General features: G+C 69.8%; 8 protein-coding genes. 5 read left to right on the forward strand and 3 right to left on the reverse strand.

All coding sequences use genetic code 11. The features are described 5' to 3' along the window. Window positions 1-27: 27 nt before the first annotated feature. Window positions 28-3258: a sigma-70 family RNA polymerase sigma factor gene (locus RIU97_RS10240; protein WP_404955421.1), complete on the reverse strand. Its 3231-nt coding sequence runs from the start codon at window positions 3256-3258 to the stop codon at window positions 28-30. A gap of 297 nt (window positions 3259-3555) precedes the next feature. Between RIU97_RS10240 and RIU97_RS10245 the strand changes: the two genes are divergently transcribed. Genes RIU97_RS10245 through RIU97_RS10255 form a run of 3 tightly spaced genes read left to right on the forward strand, consistent with a single transcriptional unit; the run spans window position 3556 to window position 16945 of the window. Beyond that, window positions 3556-9825 (forward strand): protein kinase domain-containing protein, encoded by a 6270-nt coding sequence (locus RIU97_RS10245; RefSeq protein WP_404962805.1) that lies wholly within the window; start codon window positions 3556-3558, stop codon window positions 9823-9825. 35 nt (window positions 9826-9860) lie between these two features. Beyond that, window positions 9861-12794, forward strand: a complete 2934-nt coding sequence (locus tag RIU97_RS10250; RefSeq protein WP_404955423.1) for a helicase-related protein — start codon at window positions 9861-9863, stop codon at window positions 12792-12794. Continuing rightward, entirely contained in the window at window positions 12794-16945 is a 4152-nt protein-coding gene (locus tag RIU97_RS10255) for an Eco57I restriction-modification methylase domain-containing protein (protein WP_404955425.1), read from the forward strand. The genes RIU97_RS10250 and RIU97_RS10255 overlap by 1 nt, the downstream gene beginning before the upstream one ends. A gap of 35 nt (window positions 16946-16980) precedes the next feature. Here RIU97_RS10255 and RIU97_RS10260 read toward each other — a convergent pair whose 3' ends face one another. Both RIU97_RS10260 and RIU97_RS10265 read right to left on the reverse strand, forming a co-directional pair. Then, window positions 16981-17169: a DUF397 domain-containing protein gene (locus tag RIU97_RS10260; RefSeq protein WP_404955427.1), complete on the reverse strand. Its 189-nt coding sequence runs from the start codon at window positions 17167-17169 to the stop codon at window positions 16981-16983. After that, a complete protein-coding gene (locus RIU97_RS10265) occupies window positions 17166-18026 on the reverse strand; it encodes a Scr1 family TA system antitoxin-like transcriptional regulator (RefSeq protein WP_404955429.1) in 861 nt (286 codons plus the stop codon). The genes RIU97_RS10260 and RIU97_RS10265 overlap by 4 nt, the downstream gene beginning before the upstream one ends. 162 nt (window positions 18027-18188) lie before the next feature. Between RIU97_RS10265 and RIU97_RS10270 the strand changes: the two genes are divergently transcribed. Both RIU97_RS10270 and RIU97_RS10275 read left to right on the forward strand, forming a co-directional pair. After that, window positions 18189-18659, forward strand: a complete 471-nt coding sequence (locus RIU97_RS10270; RefSeq protein WP_404955431.1) for an ATP-binding protein — start codon at window positions 18189-18191, stop codon at window positions 18657-18659. An 85-nt stretch (window positions 18660-18744) separates the two neighbouring features. Next, the gene (locus tag RIU97_RS10275; protein WP_404955433.1) at window positions 18745-20010 is read left to right on the forward strand and encodes a hypothetical protein; all 1266 of its coding nucleotides are present in this window, start codon (window positions 18745-18747) and stop codon (window positions 20008-20010) included. The last annotated feature ends 67 nt before the right edge of the window (window positions 20011-20077 follow it).

Consider the following 20077-nt stretch of genomic DNA (forward strand, 5'->3'; position numbering starts at 1 on the left):
GGTATGCGGGCCGGGGTGGAAGGGCGCTCAGCCGCGGCGCCACCGGTCACGCAGGGGCCTGCGTTCGGATGCGGTCATGGCTGCCAGCTCTTCCTGGAGCTGGGCGATGCGTACCCACGCATCGTGCTCGGCCTGAGCCACCCGTCCGTTCGCCGCGGACTCCGCCTCGGCAACGCGATGGGCGGCCCACCGTTCCACCTCCACCCTGGCGGCCGCGTGTGTATCGGCGTCCTGAAGCGCCCGCTCTCGCTGCGCAAGTGCGGACTCGGCCAACCGCAGGCGCTCAGCCAGGGCGGAAACGCGCGCCTCGTGTTCCTGGGCCGAACGCCGGAGCAACTCCTCGACTTCGTCCGCCCTGCGTCGGGCTGCCGCGAGGTCGCGCAGCGCGTCGGCCGCGGGCTCCGCGGCCTGCCGCGCCGCCTGAAGGTCCGCCTCGGCCTGCACCCGCAGCCGAGCCACGCGTTCGTCAGCCGCACGACGCAGCGAAGCCGCTTGACGCTGCAGGGAAAGGTCGAGGCGCTTGAGCAGTGCGGACTCCAGCTCGTCGAGCTGCCGCTCGGTGTCGGCGGCAGCACCAAGGGCGCGCTGCCGCTCATGTGCCAGCGCATCCTCGTGCTCCTCACGGAGCCGGCGCTCGGACGCCGCCGCCTCCGCCCTCAGAGCCGCGACGCGCATCTCCTGGCTTTCGCCTACGACTTCTGCACGGCGCCGCTCGGCCGTGCCATCCTCGGCATGCGGTTCGATGGCCGCGACCGTGCTGAAGGTCCCGACCGGCTCGATCGGCCTCTCGGCAGCCACTGACTCGGCCACGGGCACCCGCTCCCTCGCCGGATCCCCGGCAGCTGCACCCTCGACCGGCACCGACACGGCCGGCTCGGCTGCCTCGGCATACTCCGTCTGCGGGGCAGGTTCCGCGGCGGCCACCACCTCCACCCTGGGGCGCAGCGAGGTCGAGGCCTCCTCGACCACACCCGGCCCGGCCGTCTCGGTCGGCCTGGACACCGCCGTCGTCTCGCCGCGCACAGGCGGCTGGGAGATGAACTCCCGTAGAGCGTCGCGAACCGCAAGCCGCGACTCCCTGCGCACCAAGGGACGCCCGGCGAGGTAGGTTCGCGGGGACGAGCCGTTCAGCGCCTCGAAGGAGCGGTCGAGGAAGTCCGCAGGACACCCTCCGGTGTTTTTGAGGGCTCCGAAGACCTTCTGCAGTACCTCCAGTGCCGTGACAGCCGCGCGGTCCAGCGTCCCCCGACTCTTTACCGCCTTCACGACGTCATCGGCGGCGGACTTCCCCAACAGCGAAGCCAGTTCGACATCGCCGAGAGCCACGAGCGCATATTCGGCGAGCCATGCCACGCTTCCTGCGAACCTGACCGGGATGGCCAGTGCCTGCTCCCAGTCCGGTGGATACATCCCGGCTGAGCGCGCCCCCGCCTCTGGCTCAGAGTCCGGCCTCGGTGCCGGCTGCGGGCCGGCGTCGGGTGTCTGCTGAGGCTGCGGCCCGAACGCCGGCTCCGGGCTCGGACCGGCGGCCGGCTGCGGATCCGGCTCCGAGTCCCGCGCCGGGCCTGCCTCCGCAGGCCGGAATGCGGCGGCCTCGGACAAGCACGGCTGCGCGGGCACGTCCGCCGCCTCCTGGGCTCCGCCCTCGACACTGGCACGCCCATCGGACTCCCGCGGCGGCTGCGGGCTGAGGGGTGCCCGCTGAGCCGGCACGCCAACAGGCTTCCGCAGTCGACGAGGCGCCTTGCGCATACGGGGCTTCGGGTCCGGCGGTTCGGCGTGCCCCGGGCCGATCCCGTCAGCCAGCAGCATCTCGCGGAAGGCCGCGAACGCCTTCACCTCCACCTGGCGGATCCGCTCCCGGGTGACACCAAACTCCTTCCCCAGGTCGTCCAGGGTCGACCGATCGCCGCCGTCCAGGCCTGTGCGGCGCAGCAGGATCCGCGCATCCCGTGCGTCGAAGCGGGCGAGCAGGGAAAGCAAGTACTCGTGCCCGATCGCCTCCAGCGCCAGGCGTTCCGCCGACGGCAGCGGTCGTTCCAGCGCGACCAGGTCCCCCAGGTGCACACCGTCCCCGATGACCCGGTCCAGGGAATCCGTACGTCGGCTGACCCTTCGGATCTCCTCGACCCGCTGCACACTCAGATCGCAGGCCACCGCGACATCGGCGGCGCTCCACGGACGGCCTTCCGACTGGAGTCTGCGCTCCGCTGCGGCAACCTTGCGGACCTGCTCGTGGAAGTGCACCGGAATGCGGATGACCGCCCCCTCGTCCGCGATGGCCCGGCTGATCGACTGCCGGACCCACCACGTTGCGTACGTGGAGAACTTGTAGCCCTTGGTGGGGTCGAACTTGACCGCCGCCTTGAGCAGCCCGATGGCCCCGTGCTGGAACAGATCCTCGTGGTCGAGGCCCTGTCCGCCGTGGCGGAGGGCAATACTGTGCGCGAGCCCCTGGTTGTGCACGACGAAGCAGTTGCGCGCCATGACTCGGAGGTCGGTGGCCGCGAGCGCGGCGATCTCGGCATCGGTCGGCCGGCTCTCGATCCGATCAGCGCCACCCCGCACCAGTACGGCGAGGCCCACTTCCTCCTCGGCGGTGAGCATGCGCTTCTCGGGACGCCTGGTGAACCGGTCCTCGTTCAGCACCGCCTGCGCGGCCCGGACCGCTCGGCCGACGTCCCCGAGAGGCCGCGTGGGCGAGCCCGAGTCCGGGTCCTGATCAGGGTCGAACTCCTCCCATTCGGCGAATTCGGGTTCCGTCGCGGGGGGTTGCTCCTTCGCATCGGCTCGCACGCCCTCCCCACGCACAACCCGACCCATGGAGGTTTCCGTCGCCTCCTGCGTTCGGGCCGCTTCCCGAAGCGAGCGTGTCTCTGCCGGGGTCAACCCCGAGAGCCTGGCCACCCCCTCCACGACGGTGGCGTTCACCCGGCCCTGTGCATCCGCGTACCGGCCCAGCAGCACATGCGCCGCCAGCACCCGGCCCGTCATCGCCGGAAGTACAACCTTTCGGGCGTCACGCTCGTCCTGGTCCGTATGCTCCGCTTTCCGTCGGACCTGAAGCCCCAGGCGGGCCAGCTCGCCCCTCAACCGCTCCTGCTCGGCTTGTCCCAGTCCGAGGCTCCCGACGCGGTCGCGGAAGTCCTGCTCGGAGACCACACCTCCCACCGAAGCCTTGCCAAGTTCGGCGTACAGCGCGCGGAGCGCGTTCCGGAGTCCGGCCGCATCTCGCTCGCCCCGAGCCTCGTCACCCACGGCCACCCCTCCCTTACCCGTTCAAGAGATGACCCTAGGCCTGACCCGTTGACAATGTCAACAGACTGAACGCTGGAAATGACTCCCCTGCTTGTGTACATTTCGAACGGTGAAGACTGGTACGGAGGGGCAGCGCCTTCTCTGCGACCATGAACAGGGCACCTGCCACCCGTGGGGGCAGGCACACACGGGGTGGACCAGCGGGGGTCGCAGCGAGCGACAGGAAGAGGGGCGGCAGTGACCGAGCGGCTGATCGGGGGCCGGTTCCGGGTGACGGGAGTCATCGGAGCCGGGAACATGGGCGAGGTCCACCGGGCCGAGGACCTGCATCGCGCGGAGGGCGACCCGACCCGTACCGTCGCCGTGAAGACCGTGCTCCGCCGCCGCTCCGGAGCCGTGCTCGACACCGGTGCGGATGCCAAGGCCGTCCAGCGGTTCGCCCGTGAGGTCCGCATCATGCGCCGCCTGCAACACCCGAACCTCACCCGCCTCATCGACGGCGGTGTCGACGACGCCGACGGCGGGCGACCGTACCTGGTCATGGAATACCTGGACGGCGAGACACTGCGTGACCTGATCGAGGAGGAGCGCCAGCTCCCCGTCGCCTGGGCTGTCGCGATCGCCGCTCAGATCGCGTCAGGTCTGGCCGCAGCGCACACGGCGGGCGTAGTCCACCGCGATCTCAAGCCGGCCAACACCATGCTGGTCACCGGCGGCACCGTGAAGGTCCTCGACTTCGGCATGGGCCGGATCGCCGACGATCCGGAGGAGACTCGGCTCACCAGCACCGGCGTCAGCGTCGGCACGGCGCGTTACATGGCGCCGGAGCAGTTCGAGGCCAAGCAGGTCACGCAGGCGGCGGATCTCTACGCCCTCGGCTGCGTCCTGTACGAAATGCTGGCCGGAGTACCACCGTTCACCAGCGGATCGGCCTACGATCTGGGCCGCAAACACGTCGAGGAAGAGCCGACGTCGGTGCGGGTCGTACGGCCCGCCGTGCCTGCCGGACTGGTCCGCTTGGTGCAGCGGCTCCTGGCCAAGGACCCCGCCGAGCGGCCCGCCGACGCCGTCGCCGTCCGCGATGCTCTGCTGCCCCTGCTCCCCGAAGCCTTCACGGCGGACGGGACCGACCCCGGGGACGAAGGCTCAGCGCTCCCCCACTGGAGCGCCCTCGACCCGGTGCGCGTCCTGCGGCACACCACCACTCCGGCGACGGCCACCACACCCGCACCGGTTTCCAAGACGCGGCCCTCCTCAAGCCCCGGCGGCGCCGGGATGGATGTCTTCGGCGTACACAGCGCCCTGATCAAGGACTACCGCTCCTTCACCGAGGGCGGCACCGTCATCCGGGACGACCGAATCGCCGCGTTCGTCGAGGACGACCTGAACGCCAAGTCGCAGTGGCCGGACCCGTGGCTGTCCCTCAACCCTTTCTTCGCGGGCGGCGGCACGGTCGTCGAGCTGGCCGGGCAGGGCGTCCTGCACCGCGAATGCGCGAAGATCTTCCAGGCTCGGAAGACTCCGGGCGCCGCGGTGTGCGACGGCCGCCCGCTCACCCTCCACCAGCACCAGCGCGAGGCGATCGACGCCGCCGCGTCTGGTGACTCGTACGTGCTGACCACCGGTACCGGCTCCGGCAAGTCACTGTCGTACATCATCCCGATCGTCGACCGGGTGCTGCGCGAGCGGGAAGCGGAGGGACCGCGCTCCGCCAAGCGCGTGCGGGCGATCGTCGTGTACCCGATGAACGCCCTCGCCAACAGCCAGCTGAAGGAGCTGGAGAAGTACCTGCGGGATGGATACGGCCAGGGCCGCGAGCCGGTCACCTTCGCCCGCTACACCGGCCAGGAGGACGACCAGCGCCGCAAGGAGATCCGCGACAACCCGCCGGACATCCTCCTCACCAACTACGTGATGCTGGAGCTGATGCTGACCCGGCCGGCCGACCGCGCCAGCCTGATCAGCATGGCCCGCGGCCTGGAGTTCCTCGTCTTCGACGAGCTGCACACCTACCGCGGCCGGCAGGGCGCCGACGTCGCCCTGCTCATCCGCCGGGTACGGGAGGCCTGCCAGGCCGAGCGGCTCCAATGCGTCGGCACCTCCGCCACCATGTCCACCGAGGGCACGATGGACGACCAGCGCAAGGTGGTCGCCGACACCGCGAGCACCCTCTTCGGTACCGCCGTCCACCCCCGGAACGTCATCGTCGAGACCCTGATCCGGGCGACCGACGAGGCACCCGAGACCGTCCCGGCCGAGCGGCTCCGCGCGCCCGCCGCCCCCCGCGCCTACGGCGACCTGGTCCGTGACCCGCTGGCCCGCTGGATCGAGACCCGGTTCGGGCTGGCGGTGGACGAAGGACGGCTGGTGCGTCGGCAGCCGGCCAAGATCGAGGTCGCGGCCCAGGAGCTCGCCGACGCCTCGGGCGTGGATGCAGAGCAGTGCCGGGACGCGATCCGCGCCACCTTGGAGTCCGGCTCGGAGGCACGCCACCCGGTGACCGAGCGGCCCCTGTTCGCATTCCGGCTGCACCAGTTCCTCTCCAAGGGCGACACGGTCTACGTCACCCTGGAGGACAAGCTCACCCGCCACCGCACGCGCTCCTACCAGCTCGAACAGCCGGGCAGCGGGGGCAAGCTGCTGATGCCGCTGGCGTTCTGCCGGGAGTGCGGCCAGGAGTACCTCACGGTGTGGCGTACGGAGAAGGACGGCGAGGTCCGTTACGAAGCCCGCCGGGACACCATGGCGACCGGCGGACGGCAGGGCGACGGCTACCTGTACGTAGACCACGACCGGCCCTGGCCGTCGACCACGCAGTACGCGGTGGATGACCGCCGACTGCCCGAATCCTGGCTGGAGCTGGACGACAAGGGCCAGGAGGTCGTCAAGAAGACCTACCGCGACCGGGTCCCGCGCGCGATCACCGTGGACCCGCGCGGCATCGAGGGGCAGGGCGAACTGCAGGCCGCCTTCATCCCGTCGCCCTTCCTGTTCTGCCTCCACTGCGGTGTGGCGTACGAGCAGACCCGCGGCAAGGACTTCGCGAAGCTGGCCACCCTCGACCAGGAGGGGCGCTCGTCGGCGACCTCCCTGATCTCGGCCTCCGTGGTGAAATCGCTGAAGGCGGTGCCGGAGGAGGCCCTGGACAAGGAGGCGCGCAAGCTCCTCACCTTCGTCGACAACCGCCAGGACGCCTCGCTCCAGGCCGGCCACTTCAACGACTTCGTCCAGATCACCCAGCTGCGCGGGGCGCTCTACCGGGCCGCCCTCGAAGCGGGCGAGGACGGGATCCCGCACGAGGAACTGGCCACCCGCGTCGGGGAGGCCCTCGCCCTCGGCCTCGTCGACTACACCGGCGAGAGCGAGCTCGCGCCGTCGATCGCACGCGCGGCCGCCAAGACCCTCCGCGACGTCATCGCGTTCCGGCTCTACCTGGACCTGGAGCGCGGCTGGCGCATCACCATGCCGAACCTGGAGCAGACCGGCCTGCTGGAGATCGACTACGAGGACCTGGACTGGGTCGCGGCCAAGCAGGACCGGTGGGACGGCACCCACGAGAAGCTGCGCACCGCCGACTCGGCCCTGCGCGCCGAGATCACGAAGGCGCTTCTCAACGAGATGCGCCGGTCCCTCGCCATCGACGTGTCCTACTTCCGGGACGACTTCGACGCACTCCAGCGGGCGAGCGAGGAACGGCTCGTGGACCCGTGGGTCCTGTCCGCCGCCGACCGGCCCAAGGTGGGCACCGCCTACCCGCATCCCTCGGGCAAGGGCATGGACCGCTCGGCGCTGTTCCTGTCCGCCCGCGGCAAGTTCGGCAAGTACCTGGTCCGGGCCGACCGGACGTTCAAGGAGCTGTCCACCGACGAACTCCAGCTGGTCATCGAGCAGCTGCTGCAGGTCCTGGCGAAGGCCGGGCTGGTGAAGGAGGTCTCCGAGGCCCCGCAGCGCGCCGGCCGCTTCCGCCGCCCGACGGGCCCCGCCACGACCGGCTACCGGGTCGCCGCGCAGTCCCTGGTCTGGCGGGCCGGCAAGGGTGAGACCGGTACGCACGACCCGCTGACCCGCACTTACCAGAGCGGCGACGGCCCCCGGGTGAACACCTTCTTCCGCGAGCTGTACAAGGACGCGGCGGGCGCCCTGGCTGGCCTGTTCGCTCGCGAGCACACGGCGCAGGTCTCCCCGCAGGAGCGGGAGCAGCGGGAGGAGGCGTTCCGCAAGGCCGAGCTGAAGCTGCTGTACTGCTCGCCGACCATGGAGCTCGGCGTCGACATCTCTTCGCTCAACGCGGTGATGATGCGCAATGTCCCGCCGACGCCCGCAAACTACGCCCAGCGCTCGGGCCGGGCCGGCCGCAGTGGCCAACCCGCCCTGGTCACCACGTACTGCGCCACCGGCAACAGCCACGACCAGTACTACTTCCGCCGCTCCGAGCGGATGGTGGCGGGCGCGGTCGCCCCGCCCCGCCTGGACCTCGCCAACGAGGATCTGGTCCGCTCCCACCTCCAGGGGATCTGGATCGCGGAGGCGGGCCTGAAGCTGGGCCGCGCCATCCCGGACGTCCTCGACGTGTCCTACCCGGACACCGGCGAACGGCCCGCCCCGGACCTGAACCTGCACCCAGAGATCCTGGCCGCGTCCCTCGACAAGGACGCACAGCGCCGCACCGTCGACGCGTCCCTGCGCGTCCTCGGCCCGCTGCTGCCCGACTTCGCCGACACCACCTGGTGGTACGACGAGTGGATCCAGGACCAGGTCCGCACCGTGCCCGAGCGCTTCAACCGTGCCTTCGACCGCTGGCGCAAGCTGTTCACCTCCGCGCTCGACGACCAGTTCATCCAGAACCGGCGCCGGCTCGACTACAGCCTGACGGAGGGTGACCGGATCCGGGCGAACTCCCGCCGCCGTGAGGCCGAGACGCAACTGAACCTGCTGATGAACGAGAGTGCCGACAACAAGTCGGTCCTCTCGGACTTCAACCCGTACCGCTATCTCGCCTCCGAGGGCTTCCTCCCCGGCTACAGCTTCCCGCGGCTGCCGCTCGCCGCGTACATCCCGACCGTCGGCCACCGCCGCGGCAACGGCGACTTCCTCCAGCGGCCCCGCTTCCTGGCCATCCGCGAGTTCGGGCCCGGTGCGCTGATCTACCACGAGGGCGCCCGCTACCAGGTCACCCGGATCCAGCTGCCGCCGGACTCCTCCGGCGACCTGGCCACCAGCGAGGCCCGCCGCTGCGCGCAGTGCGGCTACCACCACGACCCCAAGGAGCGCAACGACCGCTGCCTCATGTGCGACGAGCCGCTCGGCTCGGCCACGTACGGGCTCCTCCACCTCCACACCGTGTACACCACGCGCCGTGAGCGCATCTCCTCCGACGAGGAGGAGCGGCGCCGCGCCGGCTTCCGGCTGGAGACCTCCTACCGCTTCCACGACCACGGCACCCGCAGCGGCCGCCTGAACGCGTCCGTCACCGACGCAGCGGGCGCTCCTGTCGCCGAGCTGGCGTACGGGGACTCGGCGACGGTCCGCATCACCAACACCGGCCGGGTGCGCGCCAAGAGCGACGAGCCGAACGGTTACTGGCTGGACCTGGCCGACGGCCGCTGGATGAACGACCGCGACGCCTCCCAGGCCTCCGGCGACTCCGCTGAACTGCCGGTGATCGACGAGGACGGCAACGAGCGGCGCCGCAAGAAGCGGGTCATCCCGTTCGTGGAGGACCGCCGCAACATCCTGGTGCTCACGCTCGACGAGGCCCTGCCCGAGCCGATCGCGCTGTCGCTGATGTACGCGCTGGAGCGGGGCATCGAGGCCGCCTTCGAGCTGGAGGACGCCGAGCTGACCAGCGAGCTGCTGCCGCCGGACGACGGCCCGCGCCGCCGCATCCTCTTCACCGAGGCCGCCGAGGGCGGGGCGGGCGTCCTGCGCCGCCTCCAGGCGGAGAAGGGCGCACTGGCGAAGGCGGCCCGGCAGGCCCTCGCCATCTGCCACTTCGCCGAGGACGGCACGGACCAGGGCGGCCCGCACCCCGACCGCCCCTGCGCCCTGGGCTGCTACGAGTGCCTGCTGACCTACGGCAACCAGCTCAACCACGCCCTGATCAACCGGCACGCGGCGCGGGAACTGCTGGTCCGCTTCGCCTCGGCCTCGGCCACGCGCGAGTCCCGCGGCGAATCCCGCTCGGAGCAGTTCCGGCGCCTGCTCGACCAGGCGCCGGACGCCCCCGCCAGCACGTGGGTGGAGGTCGCGGTCGAAGAGGCCGTCGCCGTCGCCCAGGACAACCTGCTCACCTGGCTGAAGGCACGCGGCCTGCGGCTCCCCGACGAGAGCGAAACCTTGATCACCGAGGCGAACGCCCTCGCCGACTACGTGTACCGGCTGCCCGGCGTGAACCTGGCCGTCTTCGTCGACCTGCCGGACTCCGAGGTGACGGCGCTGCGCGACGAGGACGCCGAGGAGCGCCTCCTGGACGCCCGCTGGGACGTTCTCCGCTTCCCGCACGACGCCGACTGGGACAAGCTCGTCGCCCCGCACGCCCGCTACTTCGGCACCCCTTCCGCTCACTGATCTCCGCCAACTGACACGAGGACGAGACGACTCATATGGCACTGACGTACACCGCGGGTTCCCTCGTGACGGCCCGCGGCCGCGAGTGGGTGGTGTTGCCCGAGAGCGAGGCCGACCTGCTCGTCCTGCGCCCCCTCGGCGGTTCGGACGACGACATCGCCGCCGTGTTCCCGGCGTTCGAGGAGGTGAAGGGCGCCGAGTTCGCGGCGCCCGAGCCCTCCGACCTCGGCGACCAGCGGGCGGCCGGCCTGCTGCGCACTGCCCTGCGCATTGGCTTCCGGTCGGGCGCGGGCCCGTTCCGATCCCTCGCCGGTATCGCGGTGGAGCCGCGCGCCTACCAGCTGGTGCCTCTCCTCATGGCCCTGCGCCAGCAGACCGTCCGCATGCTGATCTCCGACGACGTCGGCATCGGCAAGACCGTCGAGGCGGGCCTGATCGCCAGTGAGCTCCTCGCCCAGGGCGAGGCGACGGGCCTGGCCGTACTCTGCTCGCCGGCGCTCGCCGAGCAGTGGCAGCAGGAGCTGCGGACCAAGTTCGGCATCGACGCCGAGCTGGTCCTCTCCTCGACCGTCTCCCGCCTCGAACGCGGTCTGGACCTCGGCCAGTCCCTCTTCGACCGCTACCCCCACGTCATCGTCTCCACGGACTTCATCAAGTCCCCTCGCCACCGCGACGACTTCGTCCGCCACTGCCCCGATCTGGTGATCGTGGACGAGGCCCACACCTGCGTCGCCTCCGAGGACTCTCCCTCCGGTGCCCAGAACCAGCTCCGCTACGAGCTGCTGCGCCGCGTCGCCGAGGACACCGAGCGCCACCTGGTCCTGGTGACGGCGACTCCGCACAGCGGCAAGGAATCGGCATTCCGCAACCTGCTGGGCCTGGTCAAGCCGGAACTGGCGAACGTGAACCTGGAATCGGACGCGGGCCGTAAGCTCCTCGCCCAGCACTTCGTGGCGCGCAAGCGGGCCGACGTACGCCAGTACCTGACCAAGGAGGACGGCCTCGGCGACGACAGCCTCGCCGAGCGCACCGCCTTCCCCTCGGACCGGTACTTCAAGGACGAGACGTACAAGCTGTCCCCCGCCTACCGGGCCCTGCTGGACGACGCCATCGCGTACGCGAGCGAACGCGTCGAGGCGGCCGGCAGCCAGGGCAAGCGGGAAGCCCGCATCGCCTGGTGGTCGGCGATCGCCCTGCTGCGCTCGCTGGTCTCCTCGCCGCGGGCCGCGTCCCAGACCCTGCGCACCCGCTCGGCCGCGGCCATCGCCGCCTCCGCCGAGGAGGCCGACCGGCTCGGCGCCCCGCTCAACAGCGACGCCGCCGACAGCGACGCGCTCGAAGGCATGGACGTGGCACCCGGCGCGGAGACGGACGGCACGGGTGACCGCCTGTCCGAGCTCGCGGAGCGGGCAGCCGCGCTGGAGGGCGTCGGCGACGACCTCAAGCTGAAGGCCCTGATCAAGCACCTCAAAGCCCTGCTCGCGGACGGCTACCACCCGATCGTGTTCTGCCGCTACATCCCGACGGCCGAGTACCTGGAGGCCGAGCTGGGCGCGGGCGAGACCGAGGACGGCAAGAAGAAGCGCTCCCCGCTCGGCGCCAACACGGTCGTCAAGGCCGTCACCGGCACGCTCTCCCCGCAGCAGCGCGTGCAGCGCATCGAGGAGCTGGCCACGGAGGCCGGTACGGACAAGGCCGCTCGCCGCGTCCTGATCGCCACCGACTGCCTGTCCGAGGGCGTCAACCTCCAGCACTACTTCGACGCCGTCCTCCACTACGACCTGGCCTGGAACCCGACCCGCCACGACCAGCGCGAGGGCCGCGTGGACCGGTACGGGCAGAAGCGCGACGAGGTCCGCGTCATCACTCTGTACGGCGATGACAACGGCATCGACGGCAAGGTCCTCGAAGTCCTCATCAAGAAGCACCGGCAGATCAAGAAGGACCTCGGCATCTCGGTCTCGGTACCCGACGAGCTGTCGACGGGCGTCACGGACGCCATCGTCGAATGGCTGCTGATGCGCGGCCGTGACGACCAGGACGCCCTGTTCAGCGCGGACGCCTTCAAGGTGAGCACGGCGAAGCTGGACAGCGACTGGAACTCGGCCGCGGAGCGGGAGAAGGCGTCGCGTTCCCGGTTCGCGCAGCGCTCGATCCACCCGCAGGAGGTGGCCCGGGAGGTCGCGGCGGTCCGCGAGGCCCTGGGCGGCACGGGCGAGGTCGACACCTTCGTCCGCGAGTCGCTGAACGCGCTGGGCGCCGTAATCCGGGGCGCCGGTGAGGACTTCACCGCCCAGGTCGGCGGCACTCCGGCGGGCCTGCGCGATGCGCTCGCACCGGTCGTGGGAGCGGAGGTGGTGGAGAAGGACCGCCCCATCCCCTTCCTCAGCGATCCCGCGGTCGGCCGCGGCGAGGCGGCCCTGGTCCGCACGGACCCGGTGGTCGGCGCCCTCGCCGCCCACGTCCTGAACGCCGCCCTGGACACCCAGGCCGACGGCGCCCGCCCGGCCCGCCGCTGCGGTGTCATCACGACGGACGCGGTCACCACCCGCACCACGCTCCTCCTGGTCCGCTACCGCTTCCACCTCACGCTCCCGTCCCGCACGGGCGACAAGCAGCTGGTCGCGGAGGACGCCCGCCTGCTGGCGTTCCAGGGCTCCCCGAAGAACGCGGTGTGGCTGTCGCCGGAACAGGCCATCGCGCTACTGGACGCCACGGCCACGGAGAACACCCATGCCCACTTCGGCGAGAACACGATGACCCGCATCCTCGAACAGCTCCCGAACGCGTCGGACCACCTTGCCGATTACGGCGACCAGCTGGCCGCGGAGCTGGACGCCTCGCACCGCCGCGTGCGCGCCGCGTCCGGCGAGATCGTCCGCGGCCTGACGGTCACCGCCCAGAAGCCCGCCGACATCCTCGGCGCCTACGTCTACCTGCCCGCCGTCGCCGTCGGAGTGTCCGCCTGATGTCTGCCACCACCCGCAACCAGGTCTTCACCGCCGTCCAGACGGTCGGCGCACTGTTGCCTGCCGACATGCTGCTCCGCATCGCCGAGGGCAAGGCATCCAAGGACCTCAAGGGCATGGCTCCGGCCGACTACCGGATCGCCGGCTCCCGCACGGTGCGGGACGAGGCCGAGCGCCACTGGGACAACCTCAAGGGCCTCTGGCTGGAGCTGCGCGAGAAGCTGCCGTACGCGCCCGAGTCCTCGGCGCCCCCGGACACCACCGGCTACGCCGGGCCCAACTGGCTGGACCCCCTGTTCGAGGCGCTGGGTTTCGGGCACCTCACAGCCGTGGGCGCCGAGGGCATCGCCGCCTCCGACGGAACGAAGACGTTCCCCATCAGCCACCGCCGCGACCAGTCCCTGGTCCACCGCACCCCGTGGAACGCGTCCCTCGACAAGCGTCAGGGCGCCGGCAGCCCCGCCCCGCAGTCGCTCCTCCAGGAGACCCTGAACCGCACCGAACCCCACCTGTGGGCCCTGCTCACAAACGGCCGGCGCCTGCGCCTGCTCCGCGACTCGAACGCACTGGCCACCACGTCGTACGTCGAGTTCGACCTGGAAGCCATCTTCGACGGCGAGCTGTTCCACGAGTTCATCCTGCTGTACCGGATCCTGCACGCCTCCCGCTTCGAGCCCCCGGCCGGGACCGAGGGCGGGGCGGGGCAGCGCGGCTGCTGGCTGGAGCTGTGGCGGGATGCCGCAATCCGCTTCGGCGCCCGATTCCTGGACGACATCGGCGAGGGCGTCCGGCTCGCGCTCAGGGAGCTGGGCACCGGCTTCCTCAAGCACCCCGCCAATGCCGCCCTCCGCGCGAACCTCGACCGCGAGACCTATCACGCGGCTCTCCTCCGGCTGGTCTACCGCCTGCTGTTCGTCTTCGTCGCGGAGGACCGCGAGGCGCTGCACGCCCCAGAGTCGAGTCCGGAGGCCCGCAAGCGCTACGCCGACTACTTTTCCACCGCGCGTCTACGCGACCAGGCCCGCCGCCGTCAGGGGACCTCCCACTCGGACCGGTACGAGGCCCTGCGCCTCGTCCTCGACGCCCTCGGCGACGAGGCAGGCCGCCCCGAACTGGGCCTGCCGGGCCTCGGCGGCCTCTTCGACGAGACGGCCGCGGACGCCCCGCTGAAGGGCCTGGCACTGTCGAACCAGCATCTGCTGGGTGGCGTGCGCCACCTGTCGGTCGTCTTCGACAGCGTGGCCAAGCGGTGGCGCAGCGTGGACTACCGCACCCTGGACGCCGAGGAACTCGGCGGGATCTACGAATCCCTGCTCGAACTGGTCCCCCAGTACAGCGCCACGGAACAGACCTTCGAGCTGGTGAACCGGGCGGGCAACGAACGCAAGAAGACCGGCTCGTACTACACCCCGAGCTCCCTGGTCGAGGTCCTGCTGGACTCCACGCTCGACCCGGTCATCGACAAGGCACAGAAGCGGGGCGAGGCCACGGCGGTCGAGGCCGGACAGATCAACGCGCGGGAAGCCGTCGAGCGGGAGCTGCTGTCCCTGACCGTCTGCGACCCTGCCTGCGGATCAGGCCACTTCCTGGTGGCAGCGGCCCGCCGCATCGCCAAGCGGGTAGCGGCTGTACGCGACCGTACGCCCGAGCCGACCCCGGAGAGCATCCGGCACGCCCTGCACGACGTCATCGCCAAGTGCGTCTACGGCGTCGACCTCAACCCGATGGCGGTGGAACTGGCCAAGGTCTCCCTGTGGATGGAGGCCCTGGAGCCGGGCAAGGCCCTCGGCTTCCTCGACGCCCACATCAAGCAGGGCAACGGCCTCATCGGCGCCACGCCGAAGCTGATGCGGGGCGGTATCCCGGACGAGGCGTTCAAGCCGGTGGAGGGCGACGACAAGTCGGTGGCCACGCGCTGGCAGCACGAGAACAAGGAGCAGCACCAGGGCGTCATGACCCTCGACGCGGCGATGGACGAACAGGTCAGCGTCACCAACGCCGCCTTCGCCGCCGAGCTGCGCGAGCTGATGGACGACGCCCCCACCGACGACGTCGACCAGGTCCGCGCACTCGCCGAGCGCTACCGCGCGTGGGAGGACTCCCAAAAGAACCGCGATGCCCACAAGCTCGCCGATGCGTGGTGCGCGGCGTTCATGTGGAAAAAGACCGACGACGCGCCGGCCCCGGTGACCCAGCGCGTCTTCCTCTCCCTCCAGTCCCCCGAGGGGGCGGGCACGCGGGAGGAAACCCACCACGAGATCGGCCGCCTGAGCGAGGAGTACCGCTTCTTCCATTGGCACCTGGAGTTCCCCGACGTGTTCGCCGTGCCGGATAATCCGGCCGCGCTGGGGGTGGACCCTGTGACGGGGTGGGCCGGCGGCTTCGACTGTGTCCTGGCCAATCCACCATGGGACAAGGTCGACTTCATGGACCGCGAGTACTTCAGCGTGGTCGAACCGTCCATCGCAAAGATCTCCGGCTCAGCAAGGCGCACGGCAATCGCCAAGTGGGCCGCCGAGCATCCGGAGGAGAGTGCTAGATATCACGCCTCTCGACGCAGAGTAAAGTCTTCATTTCTGTTTCTGGGCTCATCTGGAGCGTATCCGCAGTTGCGCAATGGCCTGTCGGTCAAGGGAGTCAACTCCCTTCAGACAGATCAACTCTTCACCGAGCGGTCCGTGTCGATCACCGCACCCGAAGGGCGATGCGGAACGATTGTCCCAACTCAGATCGCCACGGGAGCCGGCGCGCAGTTCCTATTCCAGGACCTCACTAAGAGAGGCTCAGTGAGGCACCTATACGACTTCGAGAACCGCAAGAAGATCTTCCCGGACGTCGACGCAACCTACACGTTCTGCCTGCTCTCGCTTGCCGGCCGAGGAACCACCGAGCAGGCCACGCGTTTCGCATTCTTCCTACTGGATACAATCGACCTCGAAGACCACACTCGGGTGTTCCGCCTCAGCCCCGAAGAAATCTCACTAATCAGCCCCAATACAGGCACCTTGCCTGTATTCCGAACGCGCAGAGACGCTGACCTCACCGCTGCTATCCATCATCGCTTCCCGGTCTTGGTGGCAGAGGGACGCAAGGACGGCAACCCCTGGAACATCACCTTCAAGCACCTTTTCAACTTGACCGATGACTCCGATGTATTCCGCGATAGGGCTACGTTGGAGGCGGAAGGCTGGGAACTGCAGGGGAACATCTTCGTGCGAGGGGGTGAACGGATGCTCCCGCTGTACGACGCGAAGATGGCTCATATCTTCGATCACCGCTGGAACCGCTACTACGGCCTTGGCAACGAGGAGTACGAGGGCGTGCCGCTCCGAGAGAAGGAGGACGCCTACGGCGTGACGCACCCTCGTCAATGGATTCAAGCAAAAGGCCACATCCCGGCCGTACGCAACGGTAAGGCGATCAATGTCGCGGGCGTGGACGTTCGACTGGACGAGTTGAAATGGGAGCACGACTGGCTGCTGGGCTGGCGGGACGTCACGAAGGCGGTCAATGAGCGCACCGCTGTCCCCGCGTTTCTACCACGAGCCGCCGTTGGGAACACATTCCCTCTGATGTTCGCTGGTTGCTCGCCGCTGTTGGCTGCGACACTCGTAGCAGCCCAAAGCTCACTGGTCTTCGACTTCGTCGCCCGCCAGAAAATCAGCGGACGCCATCTAGGGCTCATGGCGTGGAAGCAGCTCCCAGTCCCGCACCCAGGTCGACTTACCGCCCACGTACCCTTCCTCGTGCCCCGCCTCGTCGAACTCGTCTACACCGCATGGGACATGGAGCCTTTGGCCTTGGACCTTGGAGACAGCGACGCGCCCTTCACATGGAACGAGGAGCGCCGAGCCTTGCTTCGCGCCGAGCTTGACGCATACTTCTTCCACCTTTACGAGATCTCCCGAGAGGACACCGCCTACATCCTGGAAACCTTCCAGTCCGACTCTGATGGCGGCCTGAAGAACAACGAGATCACCAAGTACGGCGAGTACCGCACCAAGCGCCTGGTCCTTGCCGAGTACGACCGGATGGCCGCCGCCGGCGTCAGCATGGAGAACCCGCTGGTCGACGGGGAGAACTACACCTCGACCCTCACGCCGCCCCCGGGCCACGGCCCCCGGCATGAGGCGCGGACCGAGGCCGGCTGAGGTTTGCCGCGGCGCGGCTGGGTCCCAAAGGGGGCTCAGCCGCGTGCGGCGTAGCGTACGAAGCGCGCCCAGCCATCGCGCCCCACGGCAAGATGCGAGCGGTTCATGTCCTTGGAGTCGCGTACATGGACGGCGTGTTCCGCCATGGCAACCTCAACACAGCTGTCCCCCTGGGCACTGCTGTAGCTGGACTTGAACCAGTCGAGGTCGGTCACGGTGCTCATAGCGCTCCTCGCATCTGCTCAAGCAGGCCGACGGAAGCCATCGGGGAGAGGGCCTGCGAGCGCAGTCTCGCATAGCGCATGTACAGCCTGCTGACCTCTTTCCGGTCCGCGACCAGCCGCCCGTTCTCCTGCCCTTCCGAGTATCCGCGCCATTGGCCATCAGGGGTCTCAAGCAACTGGATCGGCCCGGCCAAGCATGCATGCTGCTGGCTCTTCGTCGGCATGATCTGAAGGACGACGTTGCGGGGCGCGATGGCCTCGATGACGTGGTCCAACAGGTCGCGCGTGACATCCACGCCTCCGAGGCCGCGAGTGAACACGCCCTCCTCGACAATGAAGTCGAAGGCCGTGTGCGGCCTGTCCGTGAGCAGCCGCTGACGCTCCAGTCGGGCGCTCACCGTGGCCTCCACTTCGGCATCCGACATCGGCGGTATGTCGTTCTCACACAGAGCGCGCATGTACCCCTCCGACTGCAACAGCCCCGGAACCAGCCGGCACTCGTACGTACACAGGCTCACCGCCACCCGCTCCAGCCACGCCCACCGCCGGAACCACGCCGCCAGCCCCGGCTCGCCCCGCGTCAGGTGCCGAGCCGCCTTCCGCAGGGCGCCCGTGTTGCCCAGCGCCTCCTCCGCCCGTTCCACGAAGTCCTCGTCCGGCATCCGGCGGCCCAACTCCACCGACTCCACCGTGTGTTTGGAGAACCGGACCCGCCTCCCGAACTCCACCCGGCTCAGCCCCGCATGCTCCCGCAGGGCCTGAACGACGGCCCCGAACGTCCGCAGACTGTCCGACGGGTCGGGTTCGCGCTCCCAGTCGCCCGCCACCCCGTCGACCTCGCCACCCACCATCGTCATACGCGGCCACCTCCAAGTGCGTGCATGGGTCCTCCCCGCGACTGACTGACCCAGCGTGACGGCAATCAGCCCGTACCGTCCACTCCGCGTGCCCGTACGCTGACTCCGCGTACGGGGCGTACCCCTCGCGGACCCCGCCCCACCACCGTCACCGTGGCCCCTATGAACCCCTCCTCCCCACAACTCGACACCATCCCGGGTGTCTTCTCCCTGCTGCTGTCGCCCACCCGGCGCGGGGCCCGCCTCGGCCGGTTGCTCGCCGTCACCGAACTCCGCAGCTGGGGCGTACCGCCGAGCGTCACGGAGCGCGCCGAGCAGATCGTCGCCGAGCTGACCGCGAACGCCGTGCTCCACGGCCAGGTGCAAGGCCGGGACTTCAGGCTCGGCCTGTCGCTCTCGCCCGCTCCCCGGACGCTGCGCATCGAGGTCACCGACGCCCGCCGCGACCGGATGCCCGTGCTCCCCCAGCCCGCCGACGGCGAGACCGGCCGCGGGCTGCTGATCGTCGCCGCACTCGCCGACCGCTGGGGCGTCGTGCCATATCCGCCGAGCGGGAAGACCGTGTGGGCGGAGGCAGAGATTCCCTCAGCGCATGCGGCTCCTTCCGGCCAATCGGCCGAAGAACGCCTTTGATCACGGAATGGGGGGCGTTCTACGCTTCCTTTCGGCGGTCAAGCCTGCACCGCCCGGCGGCACAAGCCCCCTGGAGCGTGTTCACTTGGCCTTCCCCACTGGCGACATGATCGCCGCGTTCGGCAACTTCCTGCACTTCCAGAGCTTGGAAAGCACCTTCCTTGAGCGCCATCCGGAGTTGGCGGACCGGGTCGAGTTCAACGCTGCCGGCCCCTTCTTCCTGAAGGTCAACCTGTCGGGCGGACGCTCCGTCGCGCTCGCCCGCGTGAACTACCAACACCAGGTCGCCTGGACCATCGTCGATCCGTCCCTGCACAGCGATCCGTCCGTGTGGGCCCTCGACACATCCGTCGAGGTACTCGTCGATGCCCTGTACGCCCATGCGGCGGCCCACCTCTTCGGTACGCCGGTGCCGTCGCCCTTGCGCTGGGACGAGGGGGAACCCTCGGACATGACCCAGCTGGCCGATCTCCTCGACGCACGCGGGGTCCGCGTGCGTCGGGTCGTCGCGGAGAACCGGTGGTTCGCCCGGGGCTCGCGTAGTGACCCAGAGCTTGTGCTGGTGCGTGAAGCCGCAGGGGCGTACGTGGACGCCGAACTCGCCGACGCCTTCGTCCGGATCTCGGTCAAGCCCGCCCTCGGCTGGATGGTCGATGCGTACATCCGCGACTGGGGCGCCTGGGGCCGGGTCGACCTCGCCCGCAGTCTGTGGGATCAGTCGGGCGCCGCACCAGGTGTCTCTCGCGCAACAGTGTCCGTCGACGAGGTCGCCGATGTGATCGGGAAGGGGCCGGCGCACTGGGGCACCAGCTTCCCCTGGGAGCCCGTCAGACGTTCCGCCACCCGCGGGCGTGTCCCGTCCATGCGACAGGACTCCCTCTTCCCCGCCGAGGAACCGGAGCCCGACGCCCTGGCGCTTTTCGAGGACGAGGCCGCCCCAGATCCGTCCACCTCGGTGACGGCGGCAGGCAGGGGAATCCCGCGGGCCGTCGTCGACCAGCTGAACATGCTCGGCTTCGGCGCCGTCGCCACAGGTGACTTCGCGGCCCCGATCCATTCGGGCGGCTTTGACGTCCAGATCCGGGACGGCGGCACCAAGGATCTCTCGCTATCCGAGGTGGAACGGCTCAACGGGCTGGCTGCGGCAGCCGGCGAGGACCTCCCCAAGCGGCTGATCCTGGTGACCGGCGCGGGCATCAGTCGGCCGGCCGCAGCGTTCGCCGACAAGGCCAAGGCCTTCGTCTTCCACATCGACCGCTCGACGGCACGGCTGACCCCTCTGACCGCCCGTACGCGCCAGGTCATGCTCCCTGACACCGCGCCGCGCGACCACGACCTCGACCCCTGGTGACGCAGACCGGTCCCACTGTCGGTGGCTCCGACTAGCCTGCCCGCAAGTGATCCGCCCACCCGTGGAA

Source organism: Streptomyces sp. 147326 (assembly GCF_045000215.1).
Classification (GTDB): Bacteria; Actinomycetota; Actinomycetes; order Streptomycetales; family Streptomycetaceae; genus Streptomyces.

Bases quoted from the DNA above. Each gene is read 5' to 3' on its own strand.
- RIU97_RS10250 (WP_404955423.1), top strand. From the start codon at position 9,861: ATGGCACTGACGTACACCGCGGGTTCCCTCGTGACGGCCCGCGGCCGC.
- RIU97_RS10245 (WP_404962805.1), top strand. From the start codon at position 3,556: ATGGGCGAGGTCCACCGGGCCGAGGACCTGCATCGCGCGGAGGGCGAC.
- RIU97_RS10265 (WP_404955429.1), bottom strand. From the start codon at position 18,026: ATGACGATGGTGGGTGGCGAGGTCGACGGGGTGGCGGGCGACTGGGAG.
- RIU97_RS10260 (WP_404955427.1), bottom strand. From the start codon at position 17,169: ATGAGCACCGTGACCGACCTCGACTGGTTCAAGTCCAGCTACAGCAGT.
- RIU97_RS10270 (WP_404955431.1), top strand. From the start codon at position 18,189: ATGAACCCCTCCTCCCCACAACTCGACACCATCCCGGGTGTCTTCTCC.
- RIU97_RS10255 (WP_404955425.1), top strand. From the start codon at position 12,794: ATGTCTGCCACCACCCGCAACCAGGTCTTCACCGCCGTCCAGACGGTC.